Origin of the sequence: Rhodococcus ruber (assembly GCF_016804345.1) — a bacterium.
In the GTDB taxonomy this organism is placed as follows: Bacteria; Actinomycetota; Actinomycetes; order Mycobacteriales; family Mycobacteriaceae; genus Rhodococcus; species Rhodococcus ruber.
Genome location: NZ_CP044211.1, coordinates 1,841,616 through 1,862,321, shown reverse-complemented (window position 1 = coordinate 1,862,321; position 20,706 = coordinate 1,841,616). Strand labels below are relative to the sequence as shown.

The window sequence follows — 20,706 nt, the reverse complement described above, 5'->3', positions numbered from 1 at the left end:
CAGGGAGACTGCCATGACACAGACCCAGAACCCGCCATCGGTCACGCAGGTCCGTCACCTGATCGGCGGCGAATGGAAGCAGGCGTCGGACGGGGCCACCTTCGAATCCCGCGACCCGCACGACGGTGCGCTACTCGGGATCGTACCCGCGGGCACGGCCGAGGACGGTGCCGCGGCGATCACCGCCGCCCGCAGTGCGTTCGACGACGGCCCGTGGCCGCTGCTGTCCCCGAAGGAGCGCGCGAAGATCCTGCACGCGGTCGCCGACACGGTCGACGCCCACCGAGAGGAACTCGCCCTGCTCGAGACCCGCGACGGCGGCAAGAGCATCAATCAGTCCCTGCACGCCGAGATCCCGCGGGTGGCACACAATCTGCGCTTCTTCGCCGACTATGTCGCGATGGCCGCGAACGAGGCATACCCGGACGGGGACCTGCTGTCGTACGTGCTCTACCCACCGGCCGGTGTCGTCTCGGCGATCAGCCCGTGGAACGCGCCGCTGATGCTCGCCACGTGGAAGATCGCTCCCGCCTTGGCATTCGGAAATACCGCTGTTCTCAAGCCCGCGCCGCAGACCCCGCTGACCGCGCACCGCTTCGCCGAGCTCGCCCTCGAGGCCGGGCTGCCCGAGGGGGTGCTCAACGTCGTGCACGGGTTCGGCGGTGAGGCCGTCGCCGGGCCGCTGACCTCGGATCCGCGGGTGGATCGGATCACCTTCACCGGCTCGAGCGCCACGGGCGTGAAGATCCTGCAGGCCGCCGCGGCCCATCACACCCCGGTCTCCGCGGAGATGGGCGGCAAGTCCGCGAACATCGTCTTCGCCGACGCCGACCTCGACGTCGCCGTGCCGATGGCGATCCGGGCGATCTTCGGCGGCAACGGGCAGGTGTGCCTGGCCGGTTCCCGCCTTCTGGTGCACAACAGCATCATGGACGAGTTCCTCGCCCGGTTCACCGAGGAGGCGGACAAGCTCACCGTCGGCGACCCGAAGGACCCGGCCAACTTCCTGGGCCCGCTCATCGAGCAGCGCCACCTCGACAAGGTGCACGGCTACGTCGAACTCGCCCAGGAGGAAGGCGGCAAGGTCGTCACCGGTGGTGCCCGCCTGACCGACGACGCCCGCGCCGCCGGGTTCTACTACCCGCCCACCGTCGTCACCGGGCTGACAAACGACTCCCGCACCGCACGGGAGGAGATCTTCGGCCCGGTCGAGACCGTCCTCGGATTCGATACCGAGGAGGAAGCGCTGCGCATCGCCAACGACTCCCCCTACGGTCTCGCCGGAATGCTGTTCACCCAGAACCTCGACCGCGCCCACCGGATGGCCGCCCGCTGGAAGGCCGGCACCGTGTGGATCAACTGCTTCTTCGAGCGCGACCTGCGCCTGCCGTTCGGTGGCGAGGGCGCCAGCGGCCTGGGACGCGAGGGCGGGCAGTACTCCCGCGACTTCTTCACCGAGCCGCGGGCAGTCACCCTCCGGCTGCGCGGCTGAAACGGAGCAACGGATACGCACGCCGAATCGGAATCCGCCCACGACCATGTCTGGGCGAGTTCCGATTTCGCGTCTCGATTGCGGCCACACCCACGAATCAAGGAGCACAGACATGGCCTCACCCGCACTGTGCGTCGTCGTCGGCGCAACCGGCGCGATGGGCACCGAGTTCACCCGGCGCCTGGTCCGGCGCGGGATGCGCGTCGTCGCGGTCGCCCGAAATGCCGAGGACCTCGACAAGCTCGCGACCGAGGGCGATCTGATCGTTCCGTGTGTCGCCGACATCGCCGACGACAGTGCCATCGGCGCGATCGCCGCCCGTCTCGACGCGCCCGTGCGCCTGGCCGTGTTCGCGGCCGGGCTGCCGGTGCGCGGCTCGGCCGACACCATCGCACCGGGGGACCTCGCGGTAGGCGCGAATATCAAGGTGGGCGGACTGGTGCGGCTGCTGCACGCCGTCCGGGACCACCTCGTACCGGGCTCGCGTTTCGTGACGATCGCCGGTTCGCTCGGACTCGAACCCGGCCCGCTCGACGCCGGGCCGGGGACGGTGAACGCCGCAGTCTTCAATCTCATGCGCCAGCTCAGCGCACTCTACGGCCCGAGCGGCGTCACCACCCACACCATCGCACCGGGACCCGTCGACACTCCACGGCTGCGGAAGTTCGTCGAGACCGAGGCCGCCGAGACCGGGCGCGACCCCGGCGAGATCTGGGATCGCTATCGCGCCGCGACCACGCTCGGCCGCCTACCGACGCTCGACGAGATCGGCTGGACTCTGGAGATGCTCCTCGCTCCCGAGGCCGCCGTGCTGCACGGAAGCGTCCTCAACGTCGACGGCGGGACCCGGCACGGAGTCCAGTAATCCTGTACCCCGAAGCGTCACGAAGGAGCATCCATGCCCGTTGCACACTTCCACCTCGTCGACGGCGCCTACACCGCCGGGCAACGACGTCGTCTGCTCGCCGACGCGAGTCGCTGTTATGCGGAGGTCCTCGACTCCCCGATCGAGCGGGTGCGGGCGTTCGTCGTCCGGTACGACCCCGACGACGTCGCGACGTCCGGCACGGTGATCGCCGACGGCGGCACCCCGGCCCCCTACTTCACCGCGATCGTCCTGGCCGGACGCCCCATCGCGCAGCGGCAGGAGCTGGCAGCGCGTTTCACCGATCTGATCGTCGAGATTCTCGGGGCGCCGAGGGAGTCGGTGCGTGGCCGGATCGTGGAGGCGGACCCAGTGAACTGGTTCATCGCAGGCGACCCCGCCGCCGCCGCCCGCGCCGACGAGGTCGCGGCACGGGCGGCAACCACACAGCGGGCGCGCTGATCGCCGGCACCTGAGCGAATGTGCCGTCACGTCGGTCTACCCGACACCACGGCACATTCGCTCGGGCGTCCGCCGCGGAGCACTCGCGGCGCCTCCTCCATCCCGCGAGCCACCACGTCCACTTCGGGACACACGACACTGTCGCCGACGACGGTGATCGTGAACCGCCCCGCGTACGAGAACGCGCCCGCACCGAGGCTGGTGTTGCCCACCGGAAGCCGAACGATCATCTGACCGAGCAGGCTTCCGCGGGCCGGCCCCGACTGCTGCCCGTGCAGTGAGACGGGGACGACCGCCCGCAGCACGACGTCGTCGGCCGGTTCGCCCCGGCGACACAGCAGTTCGCGCAAGCCCCCCGGCGAAGACCGAGAGCAGCACATCGTCGATCTTCTCCTCGTGCCGAGGCGGCGCGGGCGTCAGCGGCACGTCCGGGGCGGCGTCGAGGAGCACGCCGAGCATCGCCACCCCCGCCGGGCCGTCGGCGATCACATGGTGGACCCGCAGGTAGACCGCATGTGAATGCTCTCCGAGCCCCGGGATCACCCACAGCTCCCACAGCGGCCGTGACCGGTCGAGCGGGCGCCGCCGGATCGATTCGACCACCGGGAACAACTCCCCGCCCCGTCCCGCTGCGACCGCCCGGATGCGCCCACCTGGCGTCGCGTCCCTCCTGCGAACCAGGTGTCCGCAGACAGGGCACGGAGGGATTCCGTCGGATACGCGGGAGGGTGGCCGCGACACCCGCCGCGGCCACCCCCGCTCTACCTCGATCAGAAGCCCCAGGGGTCGTCCCTGCCCTGCAACTCGAGCGACCGGAAACTGCCGGTGTAGAACACCAGGGGGTGCCCGTCGTCGTACCAGAGCTGCTCCACCCGGCCCACGTGCAGCGTGTGGTCACCCGCGGGATGGGAGTCGACCACCGTGCACGCGAGGTGCACCAGCGCGCCCTCGAGGAGGGGCACTTCCTTCCGCCACACGAACCGGACCAGATCCGGCTGGTGTGCCGCACCGGCGAAGTGCAGGGACAACGGTTCCTGGTCCCCGGCGAGGATCGAGATCCCGTACCTACCGGTCTCCCGGATCCGCTCGTTCATCCTGGCGCGGTTGGCGATCGACACGAGCACGAGCGGCGGGTCGAGCGACACCGAGGTGAAGGCGTTGGCGGTCATCCCGTGCACCGAAGCCTCGTCCTCGCACTCGGCGGTGGTGACGATGGTGACGCCGCTCGCGAACCGCCCAAGCGCTTTTCGCATATGTTGTGGAGTGACCTCGAGATCGGCCACAGCAGTGCTCCTCATCGTCTCGCTCCGTTCAGCCCCGGACGATCTTCAGATCGTCGTTGCCGATCAGATCGGGGCGCGTCCAGCCGTCGACGTCGTACTCGGACATGCACTGCTCGGCGAAGCCCTTGAGCTGGTTGTCCAGGCCCTGGGCCTGGTAGGCGAACAGCGTCTGGAAGCGCACGGCCTCGTGGTCACCGCCGTAGTTGCGCTCGTACAACTCGTGCCGGCCGCCGAACTCGGTGCCGACGGCATCCCAGAGCAGCTTGAGCAGCTTGACACGGTCGATGGCCGCGATCCCGTTCGACCCGCGCACGTACCGGTCGAGGTACGGCCGGATGTCGGGGTTGTCCCAGTCGCTCGCATGGGAATTCAGGTAGATCAGACCGCTGCCGAGAGTCTGCTGGATGATCTCCTTGATCCGCGGATAGCCCACACCCATGAAGGTCCGATACGCCAGGCCGTAGTTCAGGTTCGGTTGCACGGCCCCGCCCACCCACGGATCGGGCGTCTTCGCCATCGCGTCGGACAGTCCCCAGAACATGTCGCGCCAGTTGAGGATCTCGCCGACCTGCATCTGCACCCCGCGGAATCCGGCCGAGCCGGTCATCTCCACCGCCTTCATCACACAGCCGGCGATGAAGTCGAGCTTCACGGCGAGACGGGCGCAACCGTGAAACATGAAGCGCGACATGAACCCGGATTTCATGACGAACCCGTTGGTCGTCTCGGCGTCGTAGGCGAAGACGTTCTCCCACGGCACCAGCACCCGGTCGAACACCATGATCGCGTCGTTCTCGTCGAATCGGCTCGACAGCGGGTAGTCGAACGGCGTACCCATGACGGCGGCGTTCATCTCGTAGGACGTACGACAGAACAACTTCAGCCCCGGTGAATCCATCGGGACGGTGAAGATCAGGCCGAACTCCTTCTTGCGGAGCGGCAGGCCGTAGTGCGCGATGAAGTTGGCATTCGTGATCGCCGAACCGGTCGCCACCACCTTCGCGCCCGACACGATCAGACCCGCGTCGGTTTCCTCGACCACGTGCACGCAGATGTCGGCAGTCTCGTCGGCGGGCTTGTCGCGGTCGATCGGCGGGTTGACGATCGCGTGGTTGAGGTAGAGCACCCGCTCCTGGGACTTCTTGTACCAGTCGAGGGCGTTCTGCTTGTACTCGCCGTAGAAGTCGGCGTTGGCTCCGAGGGTGCCGAGGAACGACGCCTTGTAGTCGGGCGAGCGGCCCAGCCAGCCGTACACCTCGCGCTGCCACGTGGCGATCGCGTCGCGGGCGAGGAGCAGGTCGTCGGCGCTGCGTGCCGTCTTGAAGAACGGATGGGTGAAGCCACCGTTGCCGGTGTCGGTCGGCACCGTGAGGATGCCCTTCGCCTCCGGCTTGTGCATCGCGTCGTACATCCGTGCCACCGACCGAACCGAATTTCGGAAGGCCGGGTGCGTGGTGACGTCGTCGACCCGCTCACCACGGAAGTACACCTCGCGACCGTCGCGCAGCGACTCGATGTACTCCTCGCCCGTCATGGGACGGACGGTGTTGGGTGCTCCCACGGCGTCGCCGATGATCGCTGATGTCGTCATGATGTTCACTCCTGGTCTCGGGCGGTGGAGAGTCGTTTCGGGGACCGGCGGGATCGACCGGCGTCGCGCTGCGACGCGGTCGGCACCGATTGCGTTGCCCTGATTGGGGATCCGCTCTCGGATGTCGCCTTCGGCGCGATGTCGGTATATCGTTCCGGACGCCAAGTCCCTGTGATCTGGAACACTAGAAGGCGGAGGTCTGCTGGAACATGGCTGAGCGCGAACAATCGGGTGACTCCGCGCGCAACGGAGCGGCGCCCGCCCTCGTGTCCCTACGCACGCGGGAGCTCGACACCCGCGAAGGCCGCACACAGTGGGCGAGCACCCTCGAGCTGCTGTACGGCGAGATGGACGTGGCGTGGCCCGATCCGCGGCAGCACTTCGACGCCGAGTGGGGTGGACGGCCCTTCGGGGACCTGCACATCAGCACGATCCGCGCCGACGCCCACACCGTGGTGCGGTCCCCCGAGATGATCGCCTCGGACAACTGGGCGGGCTACCTCGTGTGCATCGTGACCGAGGGCCGCGTCGAGGTGCAGCAGTCCGGTCGAGCCACCGTTCTCGAGCGCGGGGGATTCGCGCTGCTGGACTGCTCCGCACCGTTCGTCTTCCACTCCCCCGCGCCGTTCCGGCAGATCGTGGTGCGGTCCCCCGCCGAGCTGCTCACCTCACGTCTACCCGGCCGGATCGTCGAACACGGCACCGCCCGGTCGATCGGCGGCGACACCGGGGCCGGCGAACTGGTCGGCCGATTCTTCGTCGACCTCTCGACCACGACGGCGCCGATCTCGCCGGGGGCCGCCGTGTCGTTCGCCTCCTCGGCCGTCGACATGCTGGCCACCGCGCTCGCGGAGGGACCGCTCGCGACCAGCGCCTCGCAACTGCATCGCACCGAGGACCTCACCCGCGTCCAGCGGGTCATCGAACAGAAACTGCACGATCCCGAGCTCACGCTGTCGGACGTCGCGGCCGACGCCGGGATGTCGTTGCGCAACGTGCAGAAACTGTTCAGCGCGGCCGGGATCACCCCCCGGGCATGGCTGTACCAGGCCCGCCTCGAACGCGCGCGGAAGTACCTGCTGACGACCGAGATGTCCGTCGCGGAGGTCAGCGAATGCGCGGGTTTCCGGGACGTCTCCCACTTCAGCAGGACGTTCCGCGCCTCCTTCGGCTCCAGCCCCGGTCAGTACCGCAAGGGAAGAACCGACCGCCCACCGGGCCACCGGCACTGACGGCGAACGGCCGGGTGCCCGGGACGAACCCGAACACCCGGCCGCAGAACCGGTCACGTCGGCGACAGCACCGGCGGCGCGGCGCCGACGGTGAACTCCTCCTTGAATATCGACCGGGGCGCCATGCGACGCCGTTTGAGCGCCTTGACCGCCGCGGCGACCATGGCGGGTGGTCCGCACAGGTACGCGCTGCGCCCCCGGCAACTGGCGAAGTCGTCGAGCACGACGTCGGTGACCATGCCGGTCGCGCCGTCCCACTGCTCCTCGCTGAGCACGGGGTGGTAGCGGAATCGGGAATCGGCAGCCTCGAGTGCCCGGAAGAAGTCCACGTCGTACAGATCCGCCTGCCCGCGCCCTCCGTGGTACAGGTCGATGCTCGGGACGAGATCGCTGGAGAGAGCATGGCGCACAATCGACTTCAAGGGGGCTAGTCCCGTCCCGCCGCCGATCAGGATGGCCGGTTCCTCCTGGGGGTGAACCAGGGCGAACTGCCCCAGCGGCCCGCGCAACTCGATCCGGTCTCCCGGGCGAAGCGAGCCGAAGATCCACCCCTCCGTCGCGAGCCCACCGTCGACCTTCTTGATGTGGAACTCGAGCCGGCGCGACTCGGACGGCGGATTGGCCATCGAATATTGGCGTGCCACCACGGAACCCGGCACAACCAGCTCGGCGTACTGGCCGGCGGAGAATTCCATCGGCTCGTCCAGCTCCACGACGAGCCGGCGGGTGCACCGGGCGATGTCGGTCAGCTCGAGCACGGTGCCGGCGTGATCGCGCAACGGATGCCTCGGGCCGACCGGCGCAGTCTCGCTCAACGGCGCGACGGTCAGATCGGTGCGCGGGCTCGCCTGGCAGGCCAGCGCGAGCCCGCTCGCACGCTCCGTCTCGGAAAGGACCGTATCGTCCACCCGCCCGTGGTCCACCTCCCCGCACAGCACGCGGATCTTGCAGGTGCCACACGTGCCCTGCGAGCAGGCATGCGGGAGCCACCGGTTCTCCCGTAGCGCGGATTCGAGGATGGAGCGGTCCGCTGCGGCACGAAAGGGCTGCTCGCCGTCCGAGACGGTCACCGAATGTTCCACTGTCACACCTCCCACCGCACACGCAATCCCTGCGGGCCGCGGAAGGTCCAGCCCCAGAAGTCCGGCGTGTGGTCGAGATCGGGCTCGATGTTCGGGATCGTCTCGAACAGCTCCTCGAGCGCGATGCGGACGATCGCGGTGCCGAGGTAGGTTCCGGCACAGGCATGGTTGCCGGAGCCGAACGCGAGATGCGGCATGACCGGCCGATCCACGTCGTAGGCGTCCGGGTTCTCCCAGGCGGTCTCGTCCCGGTTCGCCGAGCCGTAGGCGAGTATCACGGGTGTACCCGCAGGCAGGTCGACACCGCCGATCGTGACATCGTGGTTCGCGACCTTCACCGCAGCGCTCCAGATCGGCGCCACCCACCGAGCGCCCTCGTTGATCGCGCGCGGCACGAGGGTCGGATCGTCGACGACCCGTTCGAGCTGGTCGGGGTGCTGCAGCAGGCCCGCCAGGGTGGTCGTCATGACGTGGCCCGGCTCCTGCAGAGCACCGAGCAGGAACACGTAGATGTTCGGGTAGATCTCGGCGCGATCGCGCACCTGTCCCTCGGGCATCCCGTCGTGCAGCCAGTGCGAGATGAGGGTGTGGTCGGGGTGGGCGGTCCAGTGGTCGAGCATGGGGTCGACCGTCGCGACGATCTCCTCCTTGACCCTGTCACCGGCCTCGAAGGGTGCCGGATCTGCGAAGTTGCCGTGCTCGTCGACCGCGGCGTTGCCGTAGGACAGGGCGAGCGTCTGGAACCAGCGCACGAGCGTCTCGGACGGGACGTCCGTCAGGCCCATGAGGTCGCCGACGGCGCGGACGCTGACCGGCGCGAAGTATGCCTCCTGGATGTCGGCGGCTCCGAGGTCTTCGATGCGCTCGAGGATCCGCTGCGCCTGCGGCCGGACCAGGGCCTCGACATAGGTGTCGACGGCGGCGGGACGCAGTTGCGGATCGATCCACTCCCGGATCCTGCGGTGCTGCTCGCCGTTGGAGTCGAGAACCGTTCCCTTGCCGAACGTCCGGCCTCCCGAGGGGGCGATCACGGTGGACCACGCCTGCGGGTCCTGCGTGATCTGCAGGCACAACTCGCGGGTCGCCACGACGTGCATCCCCACTGCGGGCACATACGCGACCGGGGCTTCACGGCGGAGGCGCTCATAGATCGGATTCGGGTCGCGATCCAGTTCCTCCATGGTGATCTCGTCGATCCAGGTGTGGGTGGTGGTCATGATGTCGTTCTCCTGTCGTCGGCTCGTCCGGAGGCGACGGTCGAGGGTCGCGCAGACGGTGCGTCTCGCGGTATCGTCCGCCCGCCGAGTTCCTGTGATATGGAACACTAGGAGGAGGAGGTGAGCAGGAACATGACCGACAGTGCACCGAAGGATGACTCCCCGTGCACCGCGGAGGCCGGTCGACCGGTGGCGCTGAGCGTTCGTGAACTCGAATCCGCCGAAGGCCGTGCGCGGTGGGCGGATACGCTCGACCGGACCTACTGCGAGATGGACGTCGACTGGTCCCGATCGAACGACCGGTTTGCTGCCGATCTGGTCGCTCGCCCGATCGGCGACGTGATCGTGAGCGTGGTGCGCGCCGATCCGCACACGGTGGTGCGGACCCCCGCGATGATCGATTCGGATCCCAACGACGATTTCCTGCTGTGCCTCATCACTCAGGGTTCCGCCACCCTGACGCAGGGGCCGCGGACGGCGATCCTCGAGAACGGCGCCTTCGGCGTCGTGGACTCGTCGACGCCGTTCGTCGTCGACGGCACAACCGAATTCGAGCAGATCGTACTGCGGGCGCCGCGCCGGCAGCTCACGTCCCGACTGCCGCTCGACGCGGTGGAGAGCGTGACGGGCCACGGCATTTCGGGGCAGACCGGCATCGGGCGACTGGTGTCGCGTTTTCTGGTCGACGTGGCCGCCACCGAAACCCCCCTGTCCGGTGGAACCTCGGATTCTGTGGCCGCCGCGGCGCTGGACCTGCTCGTCACCGCGATCAGCGACCGGGTGACTCCGCTGAACGCCACGAAGCGGGCGCACGCGGACGACCTGCGCAAGGTCCAGGCCACCATGGCCCGGTACCTGCACGATCCCGATCACACGCTCGCCGAGATCGGCATGGAACTGGGAATGTCGCTGCGCTACATCCACAAACTGTTCAGCACGGCGGGAACCACTCCCCGCACGTGGCTGTACGAGGTGCGACTCGGCCGCGCCCGAACGATGCTGCTGGAAACCGATCTCACCGTCACTGCGATCAGTGTCCACGTCGGGTTCCGGGACGTATCGCATTTCAGCCGCGCGTTCCGTCGCCGGTTCGGCTCCAGCCCTGCACATTTCCGCCTGAACCCCGCCGTGCGCGGGTAGTCGTCACCGGCGAGGGCCGGCCGTCCACGCTCGCACGAGCGACGACCAGCCCCCACAGAACTGCCGAAACCTATCCGGTGTGGTCCCGCCCGAAAATCTGCCGGGCGAGCACCCATTTCTGAATCTCGTTGGCTCCCTCGTAGATCTCGCCGATCTTGCTGTCCCGGTAGATCGCCTCGACCGGGCCTTCGGTGTCGTCGGCACCGAGGGACTGCACGAATCCGAGTCCGCCGAACGCCTGCACGGCATCCCGGGCGATGCGCGCCGCCAGGTCGGTTCCGCGCAGCTTTGCCATCGCCGCTTCGGGCTCGGGAAAGTGTTCCCCCGCGTCGAGCCGGAGCGCCGCTTTCAGGTACAGGCTACGGGCGGACTCGAGATCTGCCGCGTAGTCGGCCATCACGAACTGCCAATGCTGTTTGGAGGCCAGCGAACCACCGAACGCGTGCCGCGACTTCAGATGCGCGACGGTCCGGTCGAAGGCGGCCTGCGCCATGCCGACGCCGGCGGCGCCGATTCCGATGCGGCCGTAGGTGAGTGTCCGGAGCGCGACGCGCAGGCCACCGCCGACCCGCCCGAGCACCGATTCCGGCCCGAGCGGAACACGGTCGAGGATCACGTCGGCCGTGATCTGCCCGCGGTTGCCGAGTTTGCGGTCGGGTGTGCCGACGGTGACGCCCGGTGCGGTGGTGGGAACGATGAAGGTGGTGAGGCTGTCGCCGGTCCGGGCGAGCACGACGACGACACCGGCGACGACCGAATTGGTGATCCACCGCTTGCGGCCGGTGAGCACCCACCCGTCGCCGTCCGGGCTCGCGACGGTCTGCACCGCCTCGGGAGACAGATCGCTCGAGGCACCGGGCTCGCTCGTCGCGAACGATCCGACGATCTCCCCGTCGACGACGGCACGCAGCCATCGGCGCCGTTGCTCCTCGGTGCCCTGGTCCAGTGCCGTGCCGGCGAGGATGCAATGGACGTCGTAGATCGCGGCGACGCTGTTGGAGTAGTACGCCAGTTCCTCGACGGCCACCGCGGTGGCCGTGGCGCGGTGCGTGAGTCCGTCGCCACCGACGTCCGCGGTGAAGGGAAGGCGGAACAGACCGTTCGAGGCCATGGCCTCGAACGCGTCCCGGGGGAACCCGTCGAGGCGCTCGTCCCCGCCGGCGATCCGGCCGGCGATCGGCGAGACAGCCCGAGCGGCGAAGTCCCGGACGCGGTCGCGCACCTGTTGCACCTCCGGTGGCGAAAGCAGGTCGTGGTACATCCGGTCCGCCACCCGTTCGCAGCCGGGCTCGGGCTCGGCAACCAGGGTGAGGGCGCGCTGTGGGTTCGACGTCATCGGGTTCTCCAGGGGACGCAGGGGATGGTGTCTCCCTTGTGTATCCCGCTTCCCCGCCCCGATGCGGCTCGATCACGATGCTCGACGTCGTCGCCGGCCGGCGCTGTCGCAGTCCGGGATATCCGGACCGTTCAGGCCCGTGTCTCACGCTCGGCGATCGTCACATCGCCTGCGGCGAAGTGTGTCTTCGGCGTCTCCCGCAGCACCACCCGGATGTTGGGCAGCGGCGCGTCCAGGGCCCGGTGCGCCGCCTGGGTCAGTTCGTGGATCAGCCTCCGGAGCTCGTCCGGGCTGCGCCCCTCCGCGATCGTCACGTCGATGAGCGGCATCGTCAGCCTCCCGCCACGGTGACGGTGCCGAGGGTGGTGAAGTGCGCGGCGATGCGCGCCCCCGGCTGCACCGGCACGGCGTCGGTCATGCCGCCGGTGAGCACCACCCACCCTGCCTCGATGGCGAGTCCCCGCTCGGCCAGGGTGTTCACGGCGAAGGCCAGCGCCTCCGCGGGATGTCCGTGTACCGCAGCGCCCGTTGCCGAATCCACCACCTCGCCGTCGATCTCGAGCAGACACGCCTCGAGGGCGAGATCGAGATCCTCCGGCGCGCGGCCGACCGGACCGGTCACGTACCGTCCGGACGAGTTGTTGTCCGCGACGGCGTCCATCATCGAGAACTGGTAGCCGGAGAAGCGGCTGTCGATGATCTCGATCGCGCCGACCACGTGCTCCACCGCGGCCAGCGCGGTCGCGGCCGAGACGCCCGGCCCCTCGAGCCTGCGGCCCATGACGAACGCGATCTCCGGCTCCGCGCGAGCGTGGATCATCTTCTCGCGCGGGACAGGCTCGCCGATCGGCAGGATCATCCTGTCCGTGAGCCACGCGGTGGACGGCGAGTCCACGCCCACCTGCCGTTGCTTTGCCTTAGACGTGACCCCGAGCTTCACGCCGGTGAGCCGCTCGCCGCGGGCGAGCCGCATGCGCAACGCGATGTCCTGCGCGGCGTACGCGGTCCCCAGGTCCAGTCCGTCCCATTCCGCGAGGATCGACGTCTGCGGGGTCGCCGTGTCCTCCGCCCGCAGCAGCACGTCGGCGACGCGGGCCGCGCTCCACGACTGGTCGCTCATTTCTCGTCCTTTCCGCCGAGCACGGCGGTGACGCTGCCGAGCCCGCTGATGTTCGCCACGATGGAGTTGCCCGCCGCCACGGGAAACGCCCTGGTCATGGAGCCGGGAAGCACCACATGCCCCGGTTCGAGGGTGACCCCGAGCGGGCCGACCGTGTTGGCCAGCCACACCAGCGCGTTGAGCGGGGACCCGAGGACGGCTCCGCCGGCTCCCGTCGCCATGAGTTCACCGCCTATGTGGAGTGTGCATCCGATCAGCCTCAGGTCGACGTCACCGAGGGAGACCGGCCGGCTCCCCAGGATCACGCCGCCGGACGAGGCGTTGTCCGCGATGGTGTCGAAGATGCCGATCTTCCAGTCCCGGATCCGCGAGTCGACGATCTCGAGTGCGGGCAGCACGAAGTCCACGGCCCGCGCAGCTTCGGCGGCGGTGACGCCCGGACCGGCCAGCGGCCGGCCGAGTACGAACGCCACCTCGGGCTCGATCCGCGGCTGCAGGAAGCGGCCGGCGGGGATCGGCTGATGCTCGAGGTGGAACATGCTCGCGGTCAGATGCCCGAAATCGGGTTGATCGACACCCATCTGCCGCTGGATCGCGCGGGAGGCCAAGCCCACCTTGTGGCCCTTGACGACATCGCCGGCCAGCGTCCACTGCTCGACCTGCAGCTGTTGGATCCGGTAGGCGAGTTCGATCGACGCGTCGGGATGATCGGGGGTGAGCGGATCGATCGGCTCCCCCGTGCGATACACCTCGAGCAGTCGGTCTGCGGCCTTGTGGGCGGCGGTGTCCATGGCTCCTCTTTTTCGCTTGTCGTGTTCGTGCAGTCGGATCGTGATCAGGAGGCGCGCGGACTCGCCTCCACGAGAGCGGCGGCACTCGGGTCGTCCCGCAGCGGTACGGGACTGCAGTCGTGGGCTTCGGCGATCGCCCGGGTGATCTCGTGCGCGGCGCCGACCACGGCCCGCTCGAGCTGCGGTCGCCGCTGGGCGAAGCGCGTCGCGGGCACGCTCACGCTCACGGCCGCCACGACGGAGCCCAGGTCGTCGCGCACCGGGGCGGCGACGCAGTGCACCTCGGAGACGGTCTCCCCGAGGTCCGCAGCGAAGCCGGCCGAGCGCACACCGGCCAGAGCGTCCAGAAGTGCCTGGGGGTTCGTGGTGGTCGACGGTGTCAGCCGCCGCAACGGACGCATGGCCAGGTACCGGCGCACCTCGATCTCCTCGAGTTGCGCGAGCAGCACCTTGCCCACCGCCGTGGAATGCGCGTCCAGGCGCGTCCCGACCCGGGCGCCCTGCACGGTGATGTTGTGATTGCCGAGGATCTTGTCCACGTAGAGGACGTTCCATCGATCCATGACCGCGAGATGAGTTGTCTCTCCGTACTTCTCCACCAGACGCTCGAGGACGGGGGCGGCACAGGACCGGACGTCGACGGTGCCGCGCAGCGTCTCCCCCAGCTCCACGACGCGCCACCCGAGCCGGTAGCGTCCGCGTGCGCGGCACTGGAGCAGCCCCGTGTCGACCAGGCTCGACAGCAGAGCGTGCGCGCTCGATCGGGGAACGTCGATCGCCGCCGCGACCTCGGAGACCCCCCACTCGGGTTGCTGCACCGTGAACAGGTCCAGCACCGGTCCGATCCTCTGCACCGTCTGCAGTGACGCCACGTCCAGGTCCGTCCTTTCGGTCGCGGCGGAGGCCTCGGATGCGCACGGCCCGCCGCCGGATGCTTGTGATCTGGAACACTAGGTCCCCGGAGTGCGGGCGAACATGGCTGCGAATGCACAGAAGGATGACTCCACGCGCACCGAGGGCGCACATCCCGTGGCGCTGCCTTCGGAATCGGCGCGAGACGTGCGCACGCGCGGGGGCCGGCGGGCTACGCGCCCGACGACATCCGCAGGTGCGACACGACGTCCGCGAGGGTCGGGTCGTCGAACTGACCGGCGCGCCGCATGGCGACGCCCCCGCGGGCCGTGCGGACCCAGCGCCTCGTCACGGGCACGGCCCTCGGGACCTTCGCGGTGGCGGCGGCCTGCGGCCCGGCGCCGGCCGCCCGGGCGTAGGGCTCAGGCCTCGAGCACGTGCCCCTTGCGCTCCGGCAGCGTGAAGGCGGCGACGGCGGCGAGCGCGAACGCCGCCGCGAACACCCCGAACACGAGGGCGTTGCCGCCGCCGGTGAGCAGCCAGGGCACGAGCAGCGGCGCCACGATCGACGCAATGCGCCCGAACGCGGCCGCCGCGCCGGTCCCGGCGGCGCGCACCGACGTCGGATACAGCTCCGGTCCGATCGCGTAGAGCGCCCCCCAGGCGCCGAGGTTGAAGAACGACAATGCCATTCCGGCGGCGACGATCTCGGTGGGCGTGTCGGCCAGCCCGAACAGGCCCGCGGCCGCGGCCGAGCCGACGAGGAAGCTCGCCAGGGTTGCGCGGCGCCCCCACACCTCGATCAGCCACGCCGCGACGGCGTATCCCGGCAGCTGCGCGAGCGTGATGATCAGCGTGTACTGGAAGGACTTCACCAGGTCGAAGCCCTGGTTCACCAGCAGGCTCGGCAGCCAGATGAAGGCCCCGTAGTACGAGAGGTTGATGCAGAACCACACCGTCCACAGGGCGGCGGTGCGCCGCCGCAACCGCGGCGACCAGATCGACTCGGCGCTCGTCTCCGTGAGCACCGGACGCGACGTCTCCTCCGCGTCCGTCGGCGCCGCGATGCCGGCGGACATCTCGAAGGACCGCACGGCCTTCTCCGCCTCGGCGTAGCGGCCCCGGCGCTCGAGGTATCGCACGGATTCGGGTAGTCCGAACCGCACGACCACCGCGTACAGGGTGGGGACGATTCCCACGGCCAGCGCCCAGCGCCAGCCGTCGTCGCCGAGGGGGATCACGAAGTAGCCGATGAGGGCCGCGAGGATCCATCCGGCCGCCCAGAACGCCTCGAGCGCGACGACCATGCGACCCCGCTGCCGGCGCGGCGCGTACTCACTGACGAGGGTCGACGCGACGGGAAGCTCGGCGCCGAGACCCAGGCCGACGACGAACCGCAACACGATCAGCACCGCGACGGAGCCGGCGAGCGCCGCCGCGCCGGTGGCCAGGCCGTACACCAGCAGTGTCACCGCGAACACCTGGCGCCGGCCGATCCGGTCGGCGAGCAGCCCACCGACCGCGGCTCCGACTGCCATTCCGACGAAGCCGATCGACCCGATCCACGACAGCTGGGTCGCGCTCAGATTCCACTGCACGGCCAGGGCGGCCATCACGAAGGAGATGAGCCCGACATCCATGGCGTCGAGTGCCCAGCCCACACCGGAGCCGAGCAGCAGCCTGCCGTGTCTGCGGGTCAGCGGCAGCTCGTCGAGCCGCTCGGTGCGCGTGGTCATCGACCGAAAGCTATCACCGCCGCCGCGGTGCCCGCTGGGCTCGCCGGTTCAGCCGCGGGCGGCCTCCTCGAGCGGTGCGATCTCGATCCTGCGCATCTGCAGCATCGCCTCGGTGACCCGCCGCCCCACCTCGGGGCCGGTGTCGGAGAGCAGCTCGAAGAGCCGTCGCGGCACCACCTGCCAGGACAGCCCGAACCGATCCTTCAGCCAGCCGCACTGGCTCTCTTCCCCGCCCTCGGTGAGAGCGTTCCAGTAGTGGTCGACCTCGTCCTGGTCGGCGCAGTCGATCTGGAACGACACCGCCTCGGTGAACGAGAACTCCGGGCCGCCGTTGAGCGCGACGTAGCGCTGGCCGTCGAGTTCGAAGTCGACGGTCATGACGGTGCCGGCCGGCTTGGGCCCGGTGTCCTGGTAGTACGTGGTGCTCAGGATGCGCGAGCGGGGAAACACGCTGGTGTAGAACTTGGCGGCCTCTTCGGCCTCGGTGTCGAACCACAGGAACGGGGTGATCTTCGGCATCGCCTTCTCCTTGCTCGGTGGATGACGGCGCCCTGTCGGCGTCACAGATATCGACCCGGGCCGACGCCGGAACTCATCGCGGCCGCGGTCCGGAGCGTGCATCCGTTTCGGGATGCCGACAGCCTTTCCGGCCGGCCGGAACCGGTGTCAGGTTCCGGAAAGAGGTGTCAGGTTCCGGAAAGAGGTGTCAGGTCGCTGCCGTCCGTGAGATCACGGACCTCCGCGTACCGGGCGCGCACGGCCGGGACCGGGTCCGCCTCGTAGCGCCGCACGCCGCCACCCTCCCACCGGGGTGGTTCGGTGCCGCCGGCCAGCACCCAGGCGGCCTGCCGGGCCGCGCCGGCTGCGACGTACTCGCCCGGCTCCGGCACCTCCACCGGGACCCCGAGGATGCCGGGCGCGAGTTCGCGCAGCGCCCGGGAACGGGCGCCGCCGCCGACGAGCAGCACCCGCCGCACCGGCACGCCCTGCGCGGTGATGTGGTCGAGACCGTCCGCGAGCGAGCACAGCAGTCCCTCCACGGCCGCGCGCGCCAGGTGTTCCCGTGTCGAATTCGTCAGGTGCAGGCCGTGGATCGCGCCCGTGGCGCCGGGCCGGTTGGGGGTGCGCTCGCCCTCGAGGTACGGCACCAGCACGAGACCGCCGGCGCCGGGCGGGGCCGACAGCGCGAGCCGCGACAGTTCGTCGTGGTCGACCCCGAGCAGCGCGGCCGTGGCGTCGAGGACCCGCGCCGCGTTGAGGGTGCACACGAGCGGCAGGTGCCGGCCGGTGGCGTCGGCGAATCCGGCGACGAGCCCGGACGGATCGCGGCTCGGGGTGGCCGAGACGGCCGAGACCACGCCCGAGGTGCCGACGGAGACGATCACGTCGCCCTCGTGCGCGCCGAGGGCGAGGGCCGCGGCGGCGTTGTCCCCGGCACCGGGTCCGAGGGCGGCGCCCGCGACCGTCTCCCCGACCCGTTCGGCCGGTCCGGCCACCCGGGGCAGCACGGGCCGGCGGCCACGCAGCGCGAGGTCGAGGAGGTCGGTGCGGTAGGAGCCGTCGGCGGCGCTGTAGTAGCCGGTGCCGCTGGCGTCGCTGCGGTCGGTGACGAGCGCGCCGACGCCGGAGGCTCCCGCGAGCTGCCACGTGAGCCAGTCGTGCGGCAGGCACAGTGCCGCAGCGCGGTCGGCGTGGCCCGGTTCGTGGTCGGCGAGCCAGCGCACCTTGGCGACGGTGATCGCGGCGAGCGGCACCACCCCCACGGCGTCGGCCCACGCCTGCCCGCCGCCGAGGTCGGCGACGAGGTCGGCGGCGGCCGCGGCCGAGCGGGTGTCGTTCCACAGCAGCGCCGGGCGCACCACCGTCCCGGTCTCGTCGAGGGTCACCAGCCCGTGCTGCTGGCCGCCGACCGACACCGCGGCGACGTCGTCGAGCCCGCCCGCGGCGGCAACGGCGCGGTCGAGGGCGTCCGCCCAGGCGCGCGGGTCGACCTCGGTGCCGTCGGGATGCGGGGCACGGCCCTCCCGCACGACGTGACCGGTGCGCGCGTCGCAGACGAGCACCTTGCAGGACTGGGTGGACGAGTCGATCCCGGCGACGAGCGTCACCTCTGCTCCTTCGGGTCGGCGTCCCGCTCCCCGCGGGTCGGCAGGTCCGCACCCGGGCGCGCGACGGTGAGCGCCGCGGTGCGCGCGGCGACGTCGAGGGCCGCGCGCAGCGCGTCCGGTTCGATTCCGCGCAGGCCCTCGCGGTCGCCGAGCAGTTCCTGCGTCCACAGGGCGTCGAGCAGACCGGCCATGAATGCGTCGCCGGCGCCGACGGTGTCGACGACCTCGACGGGGTGCGCGGCGACGTCGACGGCGCCGGACCGCGCGACGGCGACGGCACCGCCCGCGCCGAGGGTCACCGCGACGAGCGCCGGGCCGAGGGCGAGCCACTCCTGCGCGACGTCGCGGGGGTCGCGGTCGGGGGCGAACCAGCGCAGGTCCTCGTCGCTGGCCTTGACGACGTCGGCGCCCGCGACGAAGCGGGTGATGCGGTCGCGGGTGCGCGGGTCGTCGCCGACGAGGGCGGGCCGGACGTTGGGGTCGTAGCTGATGGTCGCGGTGGGCACGTGCCGGTCGAGCAGCGCGGCGACGGCCTCGCAGCCGGGTTCGAGCAGGGCCGCGATCGACCCGGTGTGCACGTGCCCTGCGCCGGGCTCCGGGCGTGGATCCGGCAGTTGCCACTCGAGGTCGAACTCGTAGGTGGCGGCGCCGTTCTCGTCCAGGGTGGCGGTCGCCGTGGGGGTGCGCGGCGCGGTACTGCTGCCGGCGGCGAGCCGCACCGAGGAGTCGGCGAGGTGGCGAACGATGCGGCGGCCCCGGTCGTCGTCGCCGATGTGGGTGACGAATTCGACGTCGCGGCCCAGGCGGCCGAGGCCGACGGCGACGTTGAGCGGGCTGCCGCCGACGTGTTCGACGGGCCGGGCCGGGCCGCGCCGGACGATGTCGACGAGGGCCTCGCCGAGGACGAGGACGTGCCCGTTCACGATCCGACCCTGCTGCGGAGGGCCTCGAGCGTGGCGCGGGCGCCGTTGCGGTGCAGGGAGTCGAGCGCCCACCGGTAGGCGTCCACGAACCGCGGCTCGTCGGCGAGATCACCGAAGACGGAGCGGTTCTCGAGGAAGGCGGTCGGATTCCCGCGCTGGCTGCGGGCGAGGGGTCCGAGGGTGCCGGCGAGCCGGTCGACGACCTCGATGCGTTCGCCGGCCTCGTCGGTGCCCTCGGCGTAGCGGGCCCAGCTGGCCACGACGGCGGCGGCCAGGCGCACCGATCCGCCCGTGGCGAGGTTCTCCCGTGCCACGGGCAGCAGCCATTTCGGGATGCGGTCGGAGGATTCGGCGCACAGCCGGGCGACGGTGTCGCGGATCTCGGGGTTGGCGAAGCGCTCGATCAAGGTGCGCTTGTACTGCGCGAGATCGATGCCGGGCACCGGCCGCAAGGTGGGGGTGGCCTCGGTGTCCATGTACTCGAGCAGGAACTCCGCGAACAACGGGTCCTGCGCGGCCTCGTGCACGTAGCGGTAGCCGCACAGGTGCGCGAAGTAGGCCAGTGCCTGGTGACTCGCGTTGAGCAGGCGCAGTTTCATCAGTTCGTACGGGGCGACGTCGTCGACGAGTTGCACCCCCGCCTCGTCGAATGCCGGCCGGCCGCAGGAGAAGTCGTCCTCGAGTACCCAGGAGGTGAACGGCTCGGCGACGACGGGCCAGCGATCGCGGACGCCGAAGCGGGCGTCGAGTTCGGGGGCGATGTCGTCGGTCGTGACCGGGGTGATGCGGTCGACCATCGAGTTGGGGAACCGGGTGTGCTCGCGCATCCAGTCGGCGAGACCGGGGTCGACGAGCGCGGCGAAGGACGTGAAGGCCCGCCGCGCGACGGTGCCGTTGCCCTCGATGTTGTCGCAGGACATGATCGTCGGCGACGGCAGCCCGCGTTCGCGCCGGCGCCCGAGGGCGGCGGTGACGAGCCCGAAGACGGTGGTGGGCGCATCGGGGTGCTCGACGTCGCGGCGGACGGCGGGGTCGTCGACGTCGAACTCGCCGGTGTCGTGGCGGATGTTGTAGCCGCCCTCGGTGACGGTGAGCGAGACGATGCGGGTGGTGGGCGCTGCGATCAGCTCGATCACCGCCTCGGGATCCTCGGGTGCGTAACGGTAGTCGACGATCGAGCCGATCACCCGCGGTTCCCACTTGCCGTCGGGGTGGCGCAGGATCAGGGTGTAGAGGCCGTCCTGGGCCGCGAGGGCGTGGCGCATGCGGCGGTCGCCGGGCATGACGCCGACACCGCAGATGCCCCAGTTGCGGGCGTCCCCGCCTTCGAGCAGCCGGTCGACGTACATCGCCTGATGGGCACGATGGAAGCCACCGACCCCGAAATGCACGATGCCGACGCCGATGTCGCGCCGCGAGTACGTCGGGCCGGGGACGGGCAGGGCGGTCAGGGTGTTCTCCCCCAGGTCCACTTCG

Annotated in this window: 21 protein-coding genes and 1 pseudogene; 5 read left to right on the top strand and 17 right to left on the bottom strand. The window is 70.3% G+C overall.

Going from position 1 to position 20,706, the window contains the following annotated elements; genetic code table 11:
• Positions 1–13: 13 nt before the first annotated feature.
• From F1734_RS08765 to F1734_RS08755, 3 genes are all read left to right on the top strand, one after another.
• The gene (locus F1734_RS08765; RefSeq protein WP_010592506.1) at positions 14–1,492 is read left to right on the top strand and encodes an aldehyde dehydrogenase; all 1,479 of its coding nucleotides are present in this window, start codon (positions 14–16) and stop codon (positions 1,490–1,492) included.
• A gap of 112 nt (positions 1,493–1,604) precedes the next feature.
• Positions 1,605–2,357: an SDR family NAD(P)-dependent oxidoreductase gene (locus F1734_RS08760; protein WP_010592507.1), complete on the top strand. Its 753-nt coding sequence runs from the start codon at positions 1,605–1,607 to the stop codon at positions 2,355–2,357.
• A 33-nt stretch (positions 2,358–2,390) separates the two neighbouring features.
• Entirely contained in the window at positions 2,391–2,819 is a 429-nt protein-coding gene (locus F1734_RS08755; protein ID WP_010592508.1) for a tautomerase family protein, read from the top strand.
• A gap of 26 nt (positions 2,820–2,845) precedes the next feature.
• Here the strand turns inward: F1734_RS08755 and F1734_RS08750 are convergent, their stop codons facing one another.
• The 4 genes and pseudogenes from F1734_RS08750 to F1734_RS08735 all read right to left on the bottom strand — a co-directional run bounded on the left by F1734_RS08750 (position 2,846) and on the right by F1734_RS08735 (position 5,693).
• A complete protein-coding gene (locus F1734_RS08750; RefSeq protein ID WP_040275359.1) occupies positions 2,846–3,169 on the bottom strand; it encodes a hypothetical protein in 324 nt (107 codons plus the stop codon).
• A 91-nt stretch (positions 3,170–3,260) separates the two neighbouring features.
• A pseudogene (locus F1734_RS26245) lies at positions 3,261–3,422 on the bottom strand (wax ester/triacylglycerol synthase domain-containing protein); the annotation flags it as partial.
• Positions 3,423–3,589: 167 nt separating this feature from the next.
• On the bottom strand, positions 3,590–4,117 hold the full coding sequence (nphA, locus tag F1734_RS08740) for an NADH-dependent flavin reductase (protein WP_192811057.1): 528 nt from the start codon (positions 4,115–4,117) through the stop codon (positions 3,590–3,592).
• Positions 4,118–4,130: 13 nt separating this feature from the next.
• The gene (locus tag F1734_RS08735; RefSeq protein WP_203011529.1) at positions 4,131–5,693 is read right to left on the bottom strand and encodes a 4-hydroxyphenylacetate 3-hydroxylase family protein; all 1,563 of its coding nucleotides are present in this window, start codon (positions 5,691–5,693) and stop codon (positions 4,131–4,133) included.
• Between the two features lie 209 nt (positions 5,694–5,902).
• Between F1734_RS08735 and F1734_RS08730 the strand changes: the two genes are divergently transcribed.
• Complete coding sequence (locus F1734_RS08730; protein WP_010592512.1) at positions 5,903–6,925, top strand: AraC family transcriptional regulator; 1,023 nt, start codon at positions 5,903–5,905, stop codon at positions 6,923–6,925.
• Positions 6,926–6,978: 53 nt separating this feature from the next.
• Here the strand turns inward: F1734_RS08730 and F1734_RS08725 are convergent, their stop codons facing one another.
• Both F1734_RS08725 and F1734_RS08720 read right to left on the bottom strand, forming a co-directional pair.
• A complete protein-coding gene (locus F1734_RS08725) occupies positions 6,979–8,007 on the bottom strand; it encodes an NADH:ubiquinone reductase (Na(+)-transporting) subunit F (RefSeq protein ID WP_010592513.1) in 1,029 nt (342 codons plus the stop codon).
• 2 nt (positions 8,008–8,009) lie between these two features.
• A complete protein-coding gene (locus tag F1734_RS08720; protein WP_010592514.1) occupies positions 8,010–9,224 on the bottom strand; it encodes a cytochrome P450 in 1,215 nt (404 codons plus the stop codon).
• Between the two features lie 132 nt (positions 9,225–9,356).
• Here F1734_RS08720 and F1734_RS08715 point away from each other — a divergent pair, with 132 nt between their 5' ends.
• Positions 9,357–10,364 (top strand): AraC family transcriptional regulator, encoded by a 1,008-nt coding sequence (locus F1734_RS08715; RefSeq protein ID WP_010592515.1) that lies wholly within the window; start codon positions 9,357–9,359, stop codon positions 10,362–10,364.
• A gap of 70 nt (positions 10,365–10,434) precedes the next feature.
• Here F1734_RS08715 and F1734_RS08710 read toward each other — a convergent pair whose 3' ends face one another.
• The 11 genes from F1734_RS08710 to F1734_RS08665 form a co-directional block, all read right to left on the bottom strand.
• Complete coding sequence (locus F1734_RS08710) at positions 10,435–11,700, bottom strand: acyl-CoA dehydrogenase family protein (RefSeq protein ID WP_010592516.1); 1,266 nt, start codon at positions 11,698–11,700, stop codon at positions 10,435–10,437.
• A gap of 131 nt (positions 11,701–11,831) precedes the next feature.
• Positions 11,832–12,029, bottom strand: a complete 198-nt coding sequence (locus F1734_RS08705; protein WP_010592517.1) for a tautomerase family protein — start codon at positions 12,027–12,029, stop codon at positions 11,832–11,834.
• A 2-nt stretch (positions 12,030–12,031) separates the two neighbouring features.
• Positions 12,032–12,820, bottom strand: a complete 789-nt coding sequence (locus F1734_RS08700; RefSeq protein ID WP_010592518.1) for a 2-keto-4-pentenoate hydratase — start codon at positions 12,818–12,820, stop codon at positions 12,032–12,034.
• The gene (locus F1734_RS08695; protein WP_010592519.1) at positions 12,817–13,611 is read right to left on the bottom strand and encodes a 2-keto-4-pentenoate hydratase; all 795 of its coding nucleotides are present in this window, start codon (positions 13,609–13,611) and stop codon (positions 12,817–12,819) included. Before F1734_RS08695 ends, F1734_RS08700 begins: the two co-directional genes overlap by 4 nt.
• Before the next feature lie 44 nt (positions 13,612–13,655).
• Positions 13,656–14,483: an IclR family transcriptional regulator gene (locus F1734_RS08690; protein ID WP_010592520.1), complete on the bottom strand. Its 828-nt coding sequence runs from the start codon at positions 14,481–14,483 to the stop codon at positions 13,656–13,658.
• Between the two features lie 212 nt (positions 14,484–14,695).
• Positions 14,696–14,821 carry a hypothetical protein gene (locus F1734_RS26420; RefSeq protein ID WP_268965544.1) on the bottom strand — a complete coding sequence of 42 codons (126 nt, stop codon included), beginning with the start codon at positions 14,819–14,821 and terminating at the stop codon, positions 14,696–14,698.
• 64 nt (positions 14,822–14,885) lie between these two features.
• Positions 14,886–16,199, bottom strand: coding sequence for an MFS transporter (locus F1734_RS08685; RefSeq protein WP_203011528.1), 1,314 nt, complete (start codon positions 16,197–16,199; stop codon positions 14,886–14,888).
• Positions 16,200–16,247: 48 nt separating this feature from the next.
• Entirely contained in the window at positions 16,248–16,718 is a 471-nt protein-coding gene (locus tag F1734_RS08680) for a VOC family protein (protein WP_010592522.1), read from the bottom strand.
• A gap of 167 nt (positions 16,719–16,885) precedes the next feature.
• Positions 16,886–18,307: a xylulokinase gene (xylB, locus tag F1734_RS08675; protein WP_203011527.1), complete on the bottom strand. Its 1,422-nt coding sequence runs from the start codon at positions 18,305–18,307 to the stop codon at positions 16,886–16,888.
• On the bottom strand, positions 18,304–19,230 hold the full coding sequence (locus F1734_RS08670; RefSeq protein WP_203011526.1) for a carbohydrate kinase family protein: 927 nt from the start codon (positions 19,228–19,230) through the stop codon (positions 18,304–18,306). Before F1734_RS08670 ends, xylB begins: the two co-directional genes overlap by 4 nt.
• Complete coding sequence (locus F1734_RS08665; protein ID WP_203011525.1) at positions 19,227–20,702, bottom strand: mannitol dehydrogenase family protein; 1,476 nt, start codon at positions 20,700–20,702, stop codon at positions 19,227–19,229. Before F1734_RS08665 ends, F1734_RS08670 begins: the two co-directional genes overlap by 4 nt.
• Positions 20,703–20,706 lie beyond the last annotated feature (4 nt).